The sequence below is a fragment of the Pyrinomonas methylaliphatogenes genome, from assembly GCF_000820845.2.
GTDB classification, from domain to species: domain Bacteria; phylum Acidobacteriota; class Blastocatellia; order Pyrinomonadales; family Pyrinomonadaceae; genus Pyrinomonas; species Pyrinomonas methylaliphatogenes.
In genome coordinates this window covers 481,633-497,234 of the sequence record NZ_CBXV010000008.1, presented here as the reverse complement: position 1 = coordinate 497,234, position 15,602 = coordinate 481,633, and the positions used below count along the sequence as shown (strand labels likewise).

At 60.4% G+C, this 15,602-nt stretch carries 16 protein-coding genes; 8 read left to right on the top strand and 8 right to left on the bottom strand.

The features are described 5' to 3' along the window. Positions 1–24 precede the first annotated feature (24 nt). Positions 25–909, bottom strand: a complete 885-nt coding sequence (locus PYK22_RS13380; protein ID WP_041978046.1) for a manganese catalase family protein — start codon at positions 907–909, stop codon at positions 25–27. A 187-nt stretch (positions 910–1,096) separates the two neighbouring features. On the opposite strand from PYK22_RS13380, the gene PYK22_RS13375 reads away from it, so the two are divergent. Further along, positions 1,097–2,014 (top strand): LysR family transcriptional regulator, encoded by a 918-nt coding sequence (locus PYK22_RS13375; RefSeq protein ID WP_041978044.1) that lies wholly within the window; start codon positions 1,097–1,099, stop codon positions 2,012–2,014. Positions 2,015–2,050: 36 nt separating this feature from the next. On the opposite strand, the gene deoC is transcribed toward PYK22_RS13375, so the two are convergent. From deoC to PYK22_RS16905, 6 genes are all read right to left on the bottom strand, one after another. Beyond that, entirely contained in the window at positions 2,051–2,764 is a 714-nt protein-coding gene (deoC, locus tag PYK22_RS13370) for a deoxyribose-phosphate aldolase (protein WP_041979024.1), read from the bottom strand. A 228-nt stretch (positions 2,765–2,992) separates the two neighbouring features. Beyond that, positions 2,993–3,715: a ribose 5-phosphate isomerase B gene (gene rpiB / locus PYK22_RS17360; protein WP_211197706.1), complete on the bottom strand. Its 723-nt coding sequence runs from the start codon at positions 3,713–3,715 to the stop codon at positions 2,993–2,995. A 12-nt stretch (positions 3,716–3,727) separates the two neighbouring features. Next, entirely contained in the window at positions 3,728–5,014 is a 1,287-nt protein-coding gene (locus tag PYK22_RS13360) for a PP2C family protein-serine/threonine phosphatase (protein WP_041978042.1), read from the bottom strand. Between the two features lie 62 nt (positions 5,015–5,076). Continuing rightward, entirely contained in the window at positions 5,077–6,183 is a 1,107-nt protein-coding gene (locus PYK22_RS16910; RefSeq protein WP_060635670.1) for a toprim domain-containing protein, read from the bottom strand. Between the two features lie 8 nt (positions 6,184–6,191). Further along, complete coding sequence (locus PYK22_RS13350) at positions 6,192–6,824, bottom strand: ImmA/IrrE family metallo-endopeptidase (protein WP_041978039.1); 633 nt, start codon at positions 6,822–6,824, stop codon at positions 6,192–6,194. Positions 6,825–6,958: 134 nt separating this feature from the next. Beyond that, positions 6,959–7,384, bottom strand: coding sequence for a helix-turn-helix domain-containing protein (locus PYK22_RS16905; protein ID WP_157770882.1), 426 nt, complete (start codon positions 7,382–7,384; stop codon positions 6,959–6,961). A gap of 174 nt (positions 7,385–7,558) precedes the next feature. On the opposite strand from PYK22_RS16905, the gene PYK22_RS17640 reads away from it, so the two are divergent. The 5 genes from PYK22_RS17640 (at position 7,559) to PYK22_RS13325 (ending at position 11,269) form a co-directional block, all read left to right on the top strand. Then, a complete protein-coding gene (locus PYK22_RS17640) occupies positions 7,559–7,720 on the top strand; it encodes a hypothetical protein (RefSeq protein WP_157770881.1) in 162 nt (53 codons plus the stop codon). Between the two features lie 23 nt (positions 7,721–7,743). Continuing rightward, positions 7,744–8,913, top strand: a complete 1,170-nt coding sequence (locus PYK22_RS16900) for a Rad52/Rad22 family DNA repair protein (RefSeq protein WP_157770880.1) — start codon at positions 7,744–7,746, stop codon at positions 8,911–8,913. Between the two features lie 34 nt (positions 8,914–8,947). Next, complete coding sequence (locus PYK22_RS13335) at positions 8,948–9,463, top strand: hypothetical protein (RefSeq protein WP_083437856.1); 516 nt, start codon at positions 8,948–8,950, stop codon at positions 9,461–9,463. Between the two features lie 496 nt (positions 9,464–9,959). Next, positions 9,960–10,562, top strand: coding sequence for a cysteine hydrolase family protein (locus tag PYK22_RS13330; RefSeq protein ID WP_041978038.1), 603 nt, complete (start codon positions 9,960–9,962; stop codon positions 10,560–10,562). Positions 10,563–10,612: 50 nt separating this feature from the next. After that, entirely contained in the window at positions 10,613–11,269 is a 657-nt protein-coding gene (locus tag PYK22_RS13325; protein ID WP_041978035.1) for a DUF6766 family protein, read from the top strand. 375 nt (positions 11,270–11,644) lie between these two features. On the opposite strand, the gene PYK22_RS13320 is transcribed toward PYK22_RS13325, so the two are convergent. Next, positions 11,645–13,336, bottom strand: coding sequence for a S41 family peptidase (locus PYK22_RS13320; RefSeq protein ID WP_060635667.1), 1,692 nt, complete (start codon positions 13,334–13,336; stop codon positions 11,645–11,647). Positions 13,337–13,570: 234 nt separating this feature from the next. On the opposite strand from PYK22_RS13320, the gene PYK22_RS13315 reads away from it, so the two are divergent. Next, entirely contained in the window at positions 13,571–14,002 is a 432-nt protein-coding gene (locus PYK22_RS13315; protein WP_041978034.1) for a hypothetical protein, read from the top strand. Between the two features lie 141 nt (positions 14,003–14,143). Beyond that, positions 14,144–15,598, top strand: coding sequence for a M16 family metallopeptidase (locus PYK22_RS13310; protein WP_083437855.1), 1,455 nt, complete (start codon positions 14,144–14,146; stop codon positions 15,596–15,598). Positions 15,599–15,602 lie beyond the last annotated feature (4 nt).

Below are 15,602 nucleotides of genomic sequence, written 5' to 3'. Positions count from 1 at the left end.
TCGCTCTCGCTTCCAGACGGGGCGCTAACTGAGGATCTTCTTCGCCAGATCGTTCAACAGCTCGAAATTGATGCCAGGCGCGAACTCCTCTTCGACGTTCGGCAGGACCGGGACGGCGCCGCCTTCCGGCGGACCATCCTTGACTTCAAGCGGCTTGCCATCTTCGGGATGTTCGCCGGTCCAAAGCTTAGCGATGTCCTTGTAATCTTCGGGGCTGAAGCGATAGAGGAAGCGATGGAATCCGCGCTCCTCGTACTTGCGCGCTTCGGGGAACTTCGCGTTCGGGATGCTCGGGATCGGCAACATCTTCTTCACATCGACGCCCGTCACCGTCTCGAGCGCTTTGGCGTAGGCTAAAGCGTGGACGCCGCCGCGCACAAGCAGATAGCCGATCATCTCGCGGGCGACGGGATCGTTCGTCATCTCGTAGACGCGGATCTTCTGTGTCCGCGCGCCGCATTCGAGGAAGAAATTGTGCAGGAGATCGAGCACGAGGTTGCCGCTGTTAAAGACATAATCGCCCGACCAGCCTTTGCCCATGGAGTTGGCGACGACCGCCGTCTGCGCCGTCTCGATGAAATGGCGCGTGTTGCGCGCGTGCACTCCGGGCGCAAGCGGCGCCGAGGTCGGATCGCCATCGGAAGTCGCGCCGTTCAACAGCAAGTTGATCGTCGCCGCGACCAGTTCGATGTGCCCCAGTTCCTCGGTCGCGATGTTCGCGATCAAATCGTAATAGGGCTTCAGCTTGTCGCGTTGACGGAAGTTGAAGGATTGGTACATGTAGTTCATCAAGGTGGACATTTCGCCGAACCTGCCGCCGAGAAGCTCCTGCACGGCGGCGGCCGCATCGGGCGAAGCCTCTTTCGGTTGTGGCAGCTCGATCTGCAGTCTATTGATGCGTAAGAACATGGTGCATTCCTCCTTGGCTCGTTATGATCAGGACAGAGAACGCCACGCGCGCTATGGCGAGCGCATCGTGAGCGTTCTTGCTCGGGTGGCAACGGAGAGACTATATAGCCGAGCTCAGCTATAAAGTAAAATACTTTCTTCGTATATCTTCGATAGGCAAAACCTATAGATCGAGGAGCCTCTTGAGATGGAGATGCACCAACTGCGCTACTTCGTCGCCGTCGCCGAGACGGGCAGCTTCAGCCGCGCCGCGGAGCGTTGCCACGTCTCGCAACCCTCCTTGAGCCAGCAGATCATGAAGCTCGAAGCGCGATTGGGGCAGCGGCTGTTCGATCGCCTGGGAAGGCGCGTCGTGCTCACCGATGTCGGGCGCCTGCTGCTCGACCATGCGACGGCGATCTTGGCCGAGGTCGAACAGGTCGAAAGGCAGATACGCGAGGCGACGCATACAGTTCAGGGAAAGCTCGCCATCGGCGCCATCCCGACGGTCGCGCCCTATCTGCTGCCTTCGACGATCGAGCTCTTCCTTCGCCGCTACCCGGAGGTGGAGATCACGATTCAAGAGGAGGTGACCCATCAGCTGTTAGCGGCGACGATCGCCGGTGAGATAGATCTCGCGATCGTCGCGCTGCCCGTCTCCGACAGCCGCTTGCGCGTCGAGCCGTTGTTTACTGAACCCCTTCTGCTCGCCATGCCGCGCGGCCACCGATTGGCGAAACGCAAGCGCGTGCGGATCGAGGATCTGAAAAAGGAGCGCTTTATCTTGTTGAGCGAGATGCACTGTTTGGGCGAACAGGTCTCGAACTTCTGTCGGCAACATGAGTTTGAGCCGCGAGTCGCCTGTCGCAGCGCCCAGCTTCCGACGATCCTTTCGTTGATCGCGGCGGGACAAGGCGTGTCGCTCATCCCGGCGATGGCGAAAGAGAGCGATAAAAGCCGTCGGCGAGTCTATCGCCCGCTGAGCGATCCGATCCCATCGCGCACCATCGCCGTGGTGCGCCATCGTCTACGCCATCAAACGCCAGCGATGCGCCAATTCGTTCAGCTTTTGAAGAAGAGGGCAGGCGACGCGAGGGCTTCAGCGCCGAAAGTCGGCGCCGAGTGAGGCTCGATCCGAGCTTGATTGGAGCAGAGACGCGGTTCAATAAGCGGGCTTCGCATCTTGAGAGGAAGAGTTCTGTCCGCCAGCTTCTTGCACGATCTTCACGCCGACGCTGGCTCCGATGCGCGTCGCTCCGGCTTCGATCATCTGCCGCGCTTGGCTGAGGTCGCGGACGCCGCCCGAAGCTTTGACGCCCATCTCTTCGCCGACCACTTGGCGCATCAACGCGACATCGGCGACCGTTGCGCCCCCTTTCGAAAAGCCGGTCGAGGTTTTGACGTAATCGGCCCCGGCGCGTTTGGCGGCAAGGCAAGCGCGCACTTTCTCCTCGTCGGAAAGAAGCGCCGTTTCGATGATGACCTTGCAAAGGACGTTGTGTTCATGCGCGGCTTCGACGACCGCGCGGATATCGTACTCGACGGTGCAATCGTCGCCCGATTTGAGCGCGCCGATGTTGATCACCATATCGACTTCGTGCGCGCCATCGAAGATCGCGCGGCGCGTCTCGTAGGCTTTCACGTCAGGCAGCGTCGCGCCGAGCGGAAAGCCGATCACCGTGCAGACAGGGACGCCCGTCCCGCGCAGAAGACAAGCGGCCGATTTCACCCAGAAAGGGTTGACGCATACGGAAGCGAAACCATACCGCGCCGCCTCTTCGCATAAACGTCTGATGTCGGATTCCGTCGCCTCTGGCTTGAGCAGCGTGTGATCGATCAGACTGGCCCAGTCGCGCGCCGAAGCTGTCGCGCCCAAAACCAGCCCGATGCGCGCGGCGCCCGCATCGACGACGCGCTTTATCCTTTCGGGGCAGCGGTTGAAGCATTCGGAGGTGCAACTGCAAAGAGCCGCTTGATCGATCCCGCGCTCGCGCTCGAGCCGCGCGACGATCTCTTCGGTTATCTGCTCGACCAATCTCTCCAGTTCGCCATCGTAAGCGACGACCATTTCCCATTCACCCTTTGCGGGAGCCAATAGTTTGACTCAAGTGGTTCTAGCGTATTGGCGTTCGATCGCTTCGATCTTCGCGACGCGGCGGCGATGGCGCTCTTCGCCGATCTCGGTCGAAAGCCACGTGCGCACGATCTCGCGCATCTGCTCTTTGGTGATCGTGCGGCTGCCGAGCGTTAGGACGTTCGCTCCATTGTGCTCGCGCGAATTGCGCGCCAGCTCGACCGAATAGCAGGCCGCCGCGCGCACGCCCGGAACCTTGTTCGCTGCCATCGCGCTGCCGATGCCGGCGGCATCGACGATGATCCCGAGATCCGCTTCACCACGCGAGACGGCGCGCGCCACAGCGTGAGCGAAATCCGGATAATCGACCGCGGCGGTCGAATCGGTGCCGAAGTCACGCACGTGGTGGCCCAGTTCGATGAGGAACTTCTTCAGTTCCTCCTTCATCTCGTATCCCCCGTGATCGGCTCCGATGGCGATCACCTGCGGCGCGGAAGCCCCGCGCCGCGCCGTGCGTCGGACGAGTTCGATCCTCTTTTCGCGGACGATATCCGCCGCCAGCGGCGTCAAGCGCGCATCCGCCGCGATGCGCAATCGCGCGCCCTCTTCCAAATCGCGCACGTCCGCCTCGGTGATGATCCTCTTGGCCGATTCGTCGCGTATGGTGGCCGAGTCGGCTTCGTCTGGCGCGTTGGCGAGCGCTTCGCGAGCCATCCCCCTTATCCGTTCCATCACCGAGCGTCTATCGTTCATATGCCATCTCGATCAGAGCGCTTTGATGACGATCAGCGTTATGTCATCGTCAGCGCCGCGCCCGTTGGTCCACTCTAGAACATCGCCGTAGATCGCGTCGATCAGATCGCGCGCCTTGCGATCCCGTTCACGGCTCACTGTCTGGGCCAGCCGCTCGCGCCCGTACTCCTCGCCCGCGTCGTTGGTCGCTTCGGTCAACCCGTCGGTGTAGAGCACGAAGATCTGGCCCGGCAGGATGCTCAGGTAATATTCGTAGTAGCGCGCGCTGTCGAACATGCCGAGCGGAAAATCGCCGCGCTCGATGAACCGAGCCGAACCATCGACGTCGAGGAGCAACGGCGGATTGTGCCCCGCGTTCGCATAGGCGAGCGTTTTGTTCGTCGCATCGAGCACGCCGTAGAAGGCGGTCACGAACTGATTCTCCTCGGTCGATTCGCAGAGCAGAGAGTTGACCTTCGCCATCGAAACGTTGGGCGCGTAGCCGACATGTATCGCGGAGCGGAGCGAAGCGCGCAGGAAAGCCATGAGAAGCGCCGCCGGCATGCCGCGTCCCGAAGCGTCGGCGATCACAAGACCGAGTTGGTCGTCGTAGATGCGGACGAAATCATAGTAGTCGCCGGAAACATGCTCGGACGAGAAGTTGTATGCGCTGATATCGAAGCCCTCGATCTGCGGATGCCTCGACGGCAGAAGCGCAAGCTGCACCTGGCGCGCGACCTCAAGTTGCGCTTCGAGCTGCCGCTTCCTGATCAACTCCTGATGCAACATCGCCTTCTCGATGATGATGGCGACTTGCGAAGCGAGCAGCATCAGGACCTGAAGATCATCCTCCGTGTAGGCGTTCGGCTGATCGCTCTCGAGATCGAAGACCCCGATCACCTCATCGTTCGAGATGATCGGCGCGACCATCTCCGAACGGGTCCGTTCGCGCGCGTTGATGTAGCGCGGATCTGTTCGCACGTCCGGAGAGATGACCGGTTCTCCAGTCTGCACGACGTAGCCGACTAAACCTTCGCCCGCCTTAAGGCGCAGTTCGGTCAACTCTTCGATATCATATCCGCGCACGGATTCGGCGTGAAAGATCATCTCGCCGTTCGCCGCGCGCGCCCCGTCGCGCTCGATGATGTAGATGCCCGCCGCATCATAGTGGACCAGTGAGCCGAGCGTGTCCATCACGAGATTGAGCACTTCGTTGACATCGAGCGAACGGCTTATCTTCTTCGTGATGTCGAGAAGCAAACGGAGTTTATCGACGAGGCTTAGTTCCGCCGTTGCCGATTTTTGATTCTCTTCCGCCATCTTTGCCGATCCCGTTGCGGCGAGAGTTTATAGCTTCTTTGGCGGCGCCGCAAGCGACCCTTTCACGCCTCCAGCGCCGCTTCGGTGAGCAGCGACAATTCCAGCGCCGCAGATGGGCGCTGGCGGAAAAAGTCATTGACGTCGAGCGGTAGTTCGATGCGCGCCAAGGTCGATCCGTGCGCTCGGAACATCTCCGCATAACGCGCGGCGGCGCGCCTGCCCGCTTCGTCAGGGTCGAACGCGGCGACGACGCGGAAGCGGGCGAGTTGAGCGATCCACTCCTCCTTCAAACCGCCCGCGCCGACCAACCCCACGGCGGGAAACCCATGCGTGAGCAGCGTCAAAGTGTCCGTGAAACCTTCGACGAGGTAGATGAGCGCGCCAGATGGCAACTCGTTTAAAAGGTCGACGTTGTAGAGCGCCGGAACCGAGCCGCGCATGTTGTGCCAGCGCGGCTCAACTCCAGGGGCCGTCGCTCGCGCTTGCAGATAACGCGGGCGGCGGTTGACGTAGAAGGGAAAGAGCAGCCGATGTAGATAGAAGGTCAGATGAGCGCGGCTGTTGAAAAGGCCGCTTCGCTGTAACTCTTCAAGCGCGAAGGCCTCGCGCAGCCTCTGCATCACGCGCCGATATGCGCGACGCGGAAAATAGACGACGCCTGCACGCTGCGCCGTCTCCGGATCGATCCCGCGCCGCATCAGGTAATTGAGCCCCGCCGTTTGCTCCTCCTCTCGGCAGAAGGCGAGGAACGTTTCGCAGATCGCTGCCAACCGCTCAGCGTCGAGCGGTTCGAGCGCCTCCGAATCGGCATCGGGGGCGGCGCGAAAGGCGAGCGGCATCTGTCGCTCGCTGAGCCCGAGATCGCGCGATAGTTCGCGCACCGCCTCGGCGAATGAGAGGTTGTGCATGAGTTCATAAAACCTGATGGCATCGCCGCCTTCGCCGCGCGAGAAGCAATGAAAGAGGCCGCGCGCGAGATCGACCGAAAGGCTTGGGCGCCCCAGACCGCTATGATTGTGCGACGGGATCGGGCAGCGCGAGTAAAGTCGCATGCCTGAGATGCGGGCCGCAGGACAGTAGCGGAGAAAGAACTCCTTGTAATTCAAACGGCTCTTAATGGCATCGCGCAATTCGGGCCATCGCTTCGCGTTGTCTTTCGGGCGCGCCATGTTTCCGGCTAGCGTGGCTGTGGTTCAGACGGGGCCTCCTTCGCTTGGCGCGCGCGATATTCGGCCCACAGTCGCGTGACCTTCAAACGATACTCGACCAACTCGCGACTGACGTTGAAATGGCGCGCGATCCTTGAGATCGAGAGCCCATCGCGCACGAAGCGGCGAAGCGCCGCAAAGGGAACGAGCGCCGCCGCGCCGACGGCGTAGGCCGCTTCCTCATCCTGCGGATTGTAATCGCGCGCGATGATCTGCTGCCCATTGCTTTCGTTGACGACCGCCAAGCGATTGGCTTTATGGCCCAGAAAGACGTGACAGACCTCCTCCATCAGCGTCGCGTTGTTCCTCTGCGGGCCGTGCGTCGGGTTCAGGATGATCAAACGCCACCCGTTCGGAAGTGGACGCGAACACGCCCCGCCGGACCAAGCTTCAGCCCCCTCTCCGAGCAGATGGGCGCGCGCCTGCGGCGAAAGGCCCTCGATCTGGTCGAAATCGACGACCAGCAGTTTGGCGAAGCGCGCCAGCGCGAACGGGTCGAGCGGTTCTTCGGGATGGCGCAAGCCCGCGAACTCGCGCAGGCTGAGCGCACGCAGCTCGTAAAATCGGCCCTTGCTCGTGGGTGGTAAAGCTGCCCCTATCACGCGGGAAATTATAAGACACGTGACCTCGGGCGGCGAAGGCTGTCGCGGTCCGATGTGTGACGAAATGGGTGGGACGCGCTATGAGCCTGGCCGCGCCCGTTTGACGCGACCAAGCTTCTTCAAAACTATCAACTTCACCGGTTGCGCTTGCGCGACGGACGCTCGTTGCTTCGCGCCGCTTGGTTGCTGAACTGAGCATAGGCGACGCGGAATAGCTCGGCGAGCGCCTGCGCCGTCTCCGGCGTCAGATTGCGATCCGCGCGCAGATGAGCCTCAACGATATCGGGCGTCGCTTCCTGTGGGAAATAGACCACGGGGGCGGCTCCCTCGCCCAGGATGATGCGCTCGACCGGCATGTTCAACCATTTGCTGAGTCGCGCGATGCTTTCGGTATCGGGTTTGCCCGTGCCGTTTTCGATCCGCGACAAGGTCGAAGCTGAAACTCCGGTTTCGTTGGCCACATCGCGCAAGCTCAAGCCGAGCTCTTCGCGTTTACGTCGGATCGCCCGTCCGAGTTCGAGCGTGTTGATCAAACTCTTCGTCGATGTCGATCGCGCCATATCCGTTGCCTCCTTTGCGGCGGGATCTCTTCCCGCCACGTCGGGGAACATAGCACACCTTCTTCCCATTTGCAAGATTAAGTTTCGCGCTTGCAACGACCGGAGATTTGTGGTACATTGTTTCGTGCATGAAACGGACGGCGGATCGTCCGTAGAAGTGAAGGGAGGGCGAAGGTGAGCAACGAATACATTTGGGAGACGTTCGATACCCTCTTCAAGACGCTTCATCGCCAAGGGCGTCGCGTCGCTGAATTGGAAGCGCGCGTCGGGGACCTTGAGCGTCGGTTGCGTGAGATGGTCGAACGGGCGCGTTCGGAGACGGAGCGCGCCGCTTGAAAGTGGAAAGGAGGCGTGGAACGATGGCGGCAGGGACGGCAAATAAGGCTGATAGGGAAGCGATCATGCGGGAAAAGCGCGCGCGCGGGCTCGTCGCGATGGGGCTGGTAACGCGCGATGGCGATCGGTTTCGCGTCCAAACGCCCTCTTTGCGCGGGCGACGGACTTCGTATGAGGTTTGGCGCGATGAGGGTGGGAAGGTCCGGTGCTCGTGTCTTGAGTACGAGGAGCGATCGGCGCAGGATCCGAGCTTCCGCTGTGAACATATCCTCGCCGTCAAACACGCGCTCTTATCTCAGGCCGAGGTGAAAAGCGTTCAAAACGAGGGGCGCGATCTAGGACAAGCGCCCGACAGCAACGAGACCGCATCCGAGGAGCGCCAAGCGCGCTTCGAACGGGGGCGGGCTGGCGAACCCAGTTCGCCTGCGGAAAACGAAGACGAAAAGGAGACGGAGATGAGGAAGAAGAGAGAAGAGATCATTGTGGAAAAGGGCGTGGAGGAAGCTCAAGCTGAGGCTTCAGCGAGTCAAGACGAGCAGGGCGCGACGGTCGTGCCGCTCTCTTTCGTGCAGACTCTGCGCGCTCTGCGGCAACCGATCGATCCGAAGCTCATCAAGCAGCGCGAGGGATGGCGCGATCCGGAAGGCAACGTCCACATGGTCGAATATGTCGAGTGGCACACGGTCGCCGACATCCTCGACCGCGTGGCGCCGACGTGGTCGCACGCTGTCCGTTCGATCACGCAGATCGGCGATATGGTCGCCGTCGTCGCCGCCATCACGATCGATGGCGTCACTCGTGAAGGCGTCGGGACCGGAACGGCGGAGAACGAAACCGGGATCAAGAAAGCAGAACACGACGCCTTGAAGCGCGCGGCGATCAAATTCGGCATCGCGCGCGAACTCTATCAGCGCGAATCGGAGGTGATCGAGCGGGTTGGAGCGGGGCCGCAGCCGGGCGATTTCCCTCGAGACCCGTTTGCCAAAACGATCGCGGACCTTGTGACGCCGAAGCAGATCGGCATGATCCGCGCTTTGGCGCGTGAGGCGGGGATCGACGCTGATGAAGAGTGTCTAGCCGTACTCGGATGCCGCGTCGAAGAGCTTTCCAAGCGTGCGGCATCGAGTCTGATCGATCACCTGAAGCGCCTGCAAATGAAGCCTGCTGCGGAGAGCGTGCGTCGCGCGGGTTGAAAGACGCTTCAAGCGCGAGAAGGAGCGAAAGAAGATGATGACTGAAGATCTGCTTGAACGCGAATTCAAACCCCTCTCCATCGAATTGGAATACGCCGACGAAGAGGATGAGCTGAGGGAAGAGGTAGAGACATCCGCCGCAGAGTCAGCTCAGCGGACCAAAAAGGAGCGCATACTGGAGCTGTACGGCGCAGGGATTACGGACGTGGCCGAGATCGCGCGCCGAACGCCAGCGCGCCCGAGCTACGTCGCGCAAGTGCTGCAATCGGCCGGACTGCTCGACGGCTACTTCGACCTTTACACGACGACGGCGCGCGAACAGAATGTCTACTCGCGCTTTTTCCGCAACGTCCTGTCGTTCAGATCGGTCGAAGCGGCGCGCGAGTCAGTCCGCAAGATAGACCGCCTCTACAACTACTTCGAGCGCATGGGCGACCGCGCTGGACAGCACCAAGCGATGGTGCTCGCCCTGACGGGCAAGAACCGCGCTCGGTGGAGCGGCAAGCTCGAAGAGGCGAAGGTCTTCGATGAGTGGCTCGCCAGCCACTGAGCGAGCCCAACTCAGCGAAAGAAGCCGGACTCCAACGTCCGGCGAGAACGAGCAAGGGTAGGGGAAAAAAGGTGGGCGAGAACGCCCACCTTTTTTAGCTGATCTTTTGCGGGGAGAGGCGGCGTCCCGCCCATTCTCGCCCACCTTTTTTAGCGGCGCTCGGCCCGGTGGGTCGAGGCTCTTTGCGCCTTTTTGTCGATGGATGCGATTCGGTCGAGATAGCACGTCGAGCCGCGCGAGCCCGCTGAGCCTGTCCGCTTCTTCGATGAGCGCTCTTTGTTGAACTGAGAGCCGGATGACTGAACGCGGCGATCATTGAACACGAAGAGGCGCGCAGAAGATAGGCCCTTTGGTCGGGATGGCTTCTCCTCGCGCCTAGGATTTGTTAGAAAGAAACCTTTTCAGTGCTCCAACCTCAGTCGAGATTGCTATCCCTTACGCCTTCTGTATGATGGGCGCGAGAGATCAGTCATCGTTGGGGAGGCAAGGGGAGAACATGCCGGCCAAAAATCAGGACTTGCACGGCAGCGCGCCCGATAGCTCGCCGGTGGCCTTGTTGTTGATCGATTTCATCAACGATCTGGAGTTTGAGGGGGGCGAGAAGATATTAGAGCGGGCCGTCGCCGCGGCATCGCGCGCGGCGGAGTTGAAGCGCCGCGCGAAGAGTTGCGGCGTACCGGCCATCTACGTCAACGACAACTTCGGGCGGTGGCAGTCGAACTTCAACAATCTGATCGAACATTGTCTGCGCGATGGCGTGCGCGGGCGCCCGTTGGTCCAGCGGTTGCTTCCCGAGCCGGACGACTACTTCGTGCTCAAACCGAAGCATTCCGGTTTCTTTTCGACCACGCTCGACGTGCTGCTCGATTATTTGCACGCAAGAACGCTCGTCCTGACGGGAATCGCGACCAACGTCTGCGTCCTTTTTACGGCCAACGACGCTTACATGCGCGATTTTCACCTCGCCGTCCCGCAAGATTGCGTCGCCGCGTTGACCGACGAGGAGCATCGCTGGGCGCTCGATCAGATGGAGAGAATTCTGAAGGCCGACACCGGTCCATCTGCACAATTGGATTTCGAGCGGTTGAAGCTTCAATAAGCGGGCGTGCCGAATCGAGGCAGCACGGATGGCTTTGAACGGGAGGGATCATGCGCCGCTTCTTCTACGAAAACAGTCTATCGATCGTTCTTTTCACGCTCTTCTTCGTCTGCGTCGCTGGACAGGCAGCGACAGGCTTTCGCGTGTACAACCAAGACCAGCGCGAACACGGACAGCCGACCGTGGATTTCGCTTCTTATCTATGGGGCGGTCATTTCATCGAGGCGGTCTTTGAAAACTGGGAGAGCGAATTTTTGCAAATGGGCGCCTACGTCGTGTTGACCGTCTTCTTGCGACAGAAAGGGTCGGCGGAATCAAAGAAGTTGGACGAACCGGAGGCGGAAGATAGATCAGCTCAGCCTCGCCCCGATGCGCCGTGGCCCGTGAAGCGCGGCGGCTGGGTGCGGCGTCTTTACGAGAATTCGCTCAGCCTCGCGCTGCTTGTGCTCTTCGCGCTCTCCTTCGCGCTCCACGCTGCGGGCGGCGCAGCCGCCTACAATCAAGAACGGCAGGAACATGGCGAAAGTCCGGTCTCTACGCTCCGCTACATCGGCACTTCTCGTTTCTGGTTCGAATCCTTTCAAAATTGGCAGAGCGAATTCTTGTCGGTCGGCGTGTTAGTCGTCCTGTCGATCTTCCTGCGGCAGAGGGGATCGCCCGAATCCAAGCCGGTCGACAGCCCGCACGCGCAGACGGGCAAAGGTTAGTCGAACGGAGCGATCTCACGCCCAGCGGTTGTGCGAAGGCCGAATCGAGGCCGATTATGAGTTGATAGTCAAGTCGCGCGCGCAGAGTGGTTGCACGGCCCAGCGTGCGCCGACACGGCCTCAGAGGCGGAGCGAGCGTTTAAAACGAAGAGGCAAAGATCGTCGCCGGCATGCGTGAATATGACCGCAATGCGGGAGCGAGCGTTTAAAACGAAGAGGTGAGGCCATAGGCTGTCTAATCAGTTCGCGCAAGCTTTGGCGAGAAAGGGTGAGCATGAAAAGAAGAGCCGAGAGAAGGATCTTACTCGGCTCCCCAAGAGCGTAGTTCTGTTATGGGCCGGAAGTCTGCGGGTCACTTCCCATCGCTTCCACCCTTTACTCGAACGATTTCTGGCGCGGCGTGCGGTTGCGCGCCGCCATCGCCAACTCACGCGCGCGCGGCAGCAGTTCGATTGCCTTAAGGACTTGCGGATCATCGAGGATGTAAACGCGCGTGGCAGTCACCGTCCCGTAGGCGGCGGTGATGATGTCATAGCGGAGTTGGCGTCTGACGAAATCCTGATTGGCATCGACGAGCGTCGAAAGGTTCTTGTACGCCGGGCTCTTATTGACGAAGCTTTTGAACGCTTCATAGAGCGCGTCCGTTACGGGGAAATCGGTCGGCTGTAGTTCGTGATTGTATTCGATCGGGCGCTGCACCTTGTAGGATTCGAATCCGGCGATGCGCCCGTTGACGAGTTCGCGCACGAAGGCGAAGATCGGATCGATCAGCCGTTGTTGCTCAGGTTTGATCAAACGCGGTTTGACCAGTTCGTCCGGCATGATGCCGCCTCCGCCGTAAACGGGACGCCCCGTGTCGGTGTGGCTTTCCGGTCCGGTCGGTGTTTGATTGATCGTCGTCTCTTCGTCTTGGTTGCCGACACCGCCGCGCGTGATGTAGTCGTAGTAACTGCTGTTAGTGTAATCGCGTTGGATCAACCGGCCCGAAGGCGTGTAGTACTTGGCCGACGTGAGCGTCAGGCCAGCGCCATAATCGAGCGGGATGATGCTCTGGACCAGTCCTTTGCCGAAGCTGTTCTCGCCGACGATGAGCGCGCGATCGTGATCCTGCATCGCGCCCGCGACGATCTCGGAAGCCGAGGCCGTGCCGCGGTTGATCAAAATGACGAGCGGGGTCGTATCCGGAGAGCCGTTCGTCGCGCGATAGGTCCGATCCGCGGTGAAGTTACGCCCTTTCTGCGTCAGGATCACTTGACCATCGCTTAAGAACTTCTCCGCCACGCGGATGGCCTGATCCAGGAATCCACCCGGGTTGTTGCGCAGGTCCAGGATCAAGCCCGTCACTCCGCGCTGGTGCAGCTTCTCTAGCGCCTCTTCAAGCTCATCCGCCGTCGTGACGTTGAATCCGCGCGTCATATCTATGTAGCCGACTCCGGGGCGGATGACATAGGCGTCCGGGACGGAGGGTTGAGGGACGGCATCGCGCGTGATTTCGACGGTTTCGATGCGACCGGTCGCCGCCCGTTCGACCGTCAGCTTCACGACGGTGCCGCGCGGCCCGCGGATGCGGTCGCGCACTTCAGCTGAAGGGCGCCCGTGCATCGGCTGTCCATCGACGGCGACGATGCGATCGCCGAAACGCAGCCCAGCTAGCGCCGCCGGCGAATTCTCGAATGTCGCTAAGATGTAGGTGTCAACTTGGTCGCCCACGCGACGGTCGACGATCGAGGCGCCGATGCCGAAGTATTCCGAGCGCTGATCGTTACGCAGCTCTTCGAACTCTTTGCGATCGTAATAGTTCGAATGCGGATCGAGCGAGCGAAGCATCCCGATGATCGACGATTTGATCAAGTTGTTATAGTTGAGCCGCGCGCCGTCCACGTAATTAGCCTCGACGAGGCTTAAAGCTTCGGCGAAGCTCTGTTCGACCTCGGCGATCTCGTTGGATTTCGATAGCCTCGCTCGTCGTGCCGTCCCTTCGCCGTTAGGCGCGGTCGTCTGTTGCGCGAAGAGCGGGGAGAGGAGCGCAAGGAGCGTAAGCAGGGCGATTGCGCGATAAACCTTCATCTTCTTTTTCGGACCTCTCGGGTTGATTCAAGATGAGCGCCCTCGGCTGTTCGTCGGCGTCGCTCTGCAGATAGAGTAGCGGAAGCGGCGGTGGGCGGCAAGGAGAAAATCGCCTTGCCACAGCAGCGCAGCCTGCCAGTCGCTTGACGCCGTTTCCATCGCCTTCCTAGAATGTGGCTAAAGGAGCTGAATCGTCTGAAAATATCGCGCGCGGCGCAGTCGAGGGCGAGGGTTATGAACCAGAGATTTGATCCCGAATCGCGTCCGGAAGAGCAGGTTGAAGGTGAACTGGTGCTACGCGACGAGGCGACACCGCATGAGCCGGACCCGGAGCGCTTCTCTTCGCCTGTGCGTGAAGCTTTGCAGCGCATCCCTGAATCTTTGAGCGCCTTGGGGCGCGACATCAGCCGCACGATCGAACGCGCGCTCGCGGCCAAGGACGAATACATGCTGGCGGTCAGATTATCGCCCGAAGCCCAGGAGAAGCTGGAGAAGCTCGTGCAGGCTGGAGTCTTCCGCAACCGCGCCGAAGCGGCCTCCTATCTGATTGATGAGGGGATCAAAGCGCAAGGGGCGCTCTTCGAGCGAGTCGAACAGAAGCTCGCTGAGATCGAGCGCTTGCGCGCGGAGCTTCGCGACATCATCAATCAGCCTCCATCTTCGTGAGCGCGTTTGCGCCAGCGGATCGTTCGGATGAAACAAACGGAGGTGGATCTTCGTATCAACACAAGCTTCGAGCTTTGCCGAAAGCTTAAGGCCCCGACAGTTCGATTGTCGCGGGGGAAAAAATCATGAGGACCTAGATCGATGACGAAGAAGGTTCGCATCACGATGAGCGCCGCCCTTGCGCTCGCCCTCCTGCCCGCCGCTCTGGCCCAGAAAGCACGTCAAACCCGCACGATGACTCATCAAAATAGAGTTCAAAATAGAGTCGAAGCTGGTCAGCTGAGATCGGTGTTACCGCGAACGCCGATCGAGAAGTTCACCTTGCCGAACGGTCTCCGCGTCGTCCTCAGTCCGGATCGGACTGTGCCGGTCGTCTCCGTGGCGGTCTATTATGACGTCGGTTCGCGCAATGAGCGGCCCGGGCGCACCGGTTTCGCTCACCTGTTCGAACATATGATGTTCCAGGGTTCGGAGAACGTCCCCAAGGCGGGCCACTTCCAATACATCTTCAACGCCGGCGGGACGATGAACGGCACGACGACATCGGAGCGCACGAACTACTTCGAGACGTTGCCATCGCACCAGTTGCCGCTCGCCTTGTGGCTCGAGAGCGATCGGATGCGCTCGCTCAAGGTCACGCAAGAGAATTTGGACAACCAGCGCGAGGCGGTGAAGGAAGAGAAGCGGCTTCGTTTCGACAATCAACCCTATGTCAACGCCTTCTTGCGGATCAACGAGATGATCTTCAAGAATCCGGCCAACGCGCATTCGACCATCGGCTCGATGGAGGATCTCAACGCCGCGACGATCGAAGACGTCAGGGATTTCTTCCGCATCTACTATGCGCCGAATAACGCGGTGCTGGCGATCGTCGGTGATTTCGATCCGCAGGAAGCTCGCCAATTGGTCGAGAGGTATTTCGCGACCATCCCGCGCCAGCCCGACCCGCCGCAGGTCGATGTTTCCGAACCGCCTGAAGTGGCCGTGCGCCATGATCGCTACATAGACAGTTTCGCTCAGCTTCCGGCGTTCATGATCGGTTGGAAAGTCCCGCCGCGGCGAACGCCCGATTTTTACGCGCTCTCGCTGGCCAGCGATCTTTTGCTCGAGGGCGAAAGCTCGCGCCTTTATCAACGTTTGGTCAAGGGCGAAGAGTCGTTGATCGCCATTCAAGGAGGGCTCAACGCGCGGCGCGGCCCATCTTCGCTGACCATCTTCGCGTTGCCGAAGCCTGGCAAGGAGGTTGAGCAGATTCGGCAGACGATCATGGCCGAGATCAAACGACTGGCGACGGAGGGCCCGACCGCTGAAGAGATGGAGAAGCTACGGAACAACCTTTTGAGCAACGCCGTGCGAAGTCGCCAATCGTCGCTCTTTCGCGCGCAGCGGATCGCGGAGTTCGCGCTCTATGATGGTGATCCGGAGCTTTTTAACACGGAGCTGGAGAGCTATTTGAGCGTGACGCCCGAGCAGATCAAACAAGCGGTGGCGCGATATCTCGATACCGACAATCGCGCCGTGCTCGACATCATCCCGGCGCGCATGGCGAAGTCGGGGCAAACGTCCGATGCGCCTTCCGCCCCGCAGAAACAGTAAGGAG

Excerpts from the sequence above, each read along its gene's own strand:
- PYK22_RS13380 (WP_041978046.1), bottom strand. The coding sequence starts at position 909 with ATGTTCTTACGCATCAATAGACTGCAGATCGAGCTGCCACAACCGAAA.
- PYK22_RS13375 (WP_041978044.1), top strand. The coding sequence starts at position 1,097 with ATGGAGATGCACCAACTGCGCTACTTCGTCGCCGTCGCCGAGACGGGC.
- rpiB (WP_211197706.1), bottom strand. The coding sequence starts at position 3,715 with ATGAACGATAGACGCTCGGTGATGGAACGGATAAGGGGGATGGCTCGC.
- PYK22_RS13360 (WP_041978042.1), bottom strand. The coding sequence starts at position 5,014 with ATGGCGGAAGAGAATCAAAAATCGGCAACGGCGGAACTAAGCCTCGTC.
- PYK22_RS16910 (WP_060635670.1), bottom strand. The coding sequence starts at position 6,183 with ATGGCGCGCCCGAAAGACAACGCGAAGCGATGGCCCGAATTGCGCGAT.
- PYK22_RS16905 (WP_157770882.1), bottom strand. The coding sequence starts at position 7,384 with ATGGCGCGATCGACATCGACGAAGAGTTTGATCAACACGCTCGAACTC.
- PYK22_RS16900 (WP_157770880.1), top strand. The coding sequence starts at position 7,744 with ATGGCGGCAGGGACGGCAAATAAGGCTGATAGGGAAGCGATCATGCGG.
- PYK22_RS13335 (WP_083437856.1), top strand. The coding sequence starts at position 8,948 with ATGATGACTGAAGATCTGCTTGAACGCGAATTCAAACCCCTCTCCATC.
- PYK22_RS13330 (WP_041978038.1), top strand. The coding sequence starts at position 9,960 with ATGCCGGCCAAAAATCAGGACTTGCACGGCAGCGCGCCCGATAGCTCG.
- PYK22_RS13325 (WP_041978035.1), top strand. The coding sequence starts at position 10,613 with ATGCGCCGCTTCTTCTACGAAAACAGTCTATCGATCGTTCTTTTCACG.
- PYK22_RS13320 (WP_060635667.1), bottom strand. The coding sequence starts at position 13,336 with ATGAAGGTTTATCGCGCAATCGCCCTGCTTACGCTCCTTGCGCTCCTC.
- PYK22_RS13315 (WP_041978034.1), top strand. The coding sequence starts at position 13,571 with ATGAACCAGAGATTTGATCCCGAATCGCGTCCGGAAGAGCAGGTTGAA.
- PYK22_RS13310 (WP_083437855.1), top strand. The coding sequence starts at position 14,144 with ATGACGAAGAAGGTTCGCATCACGATGAGCGCCGCCCTTGCGCTCGCC.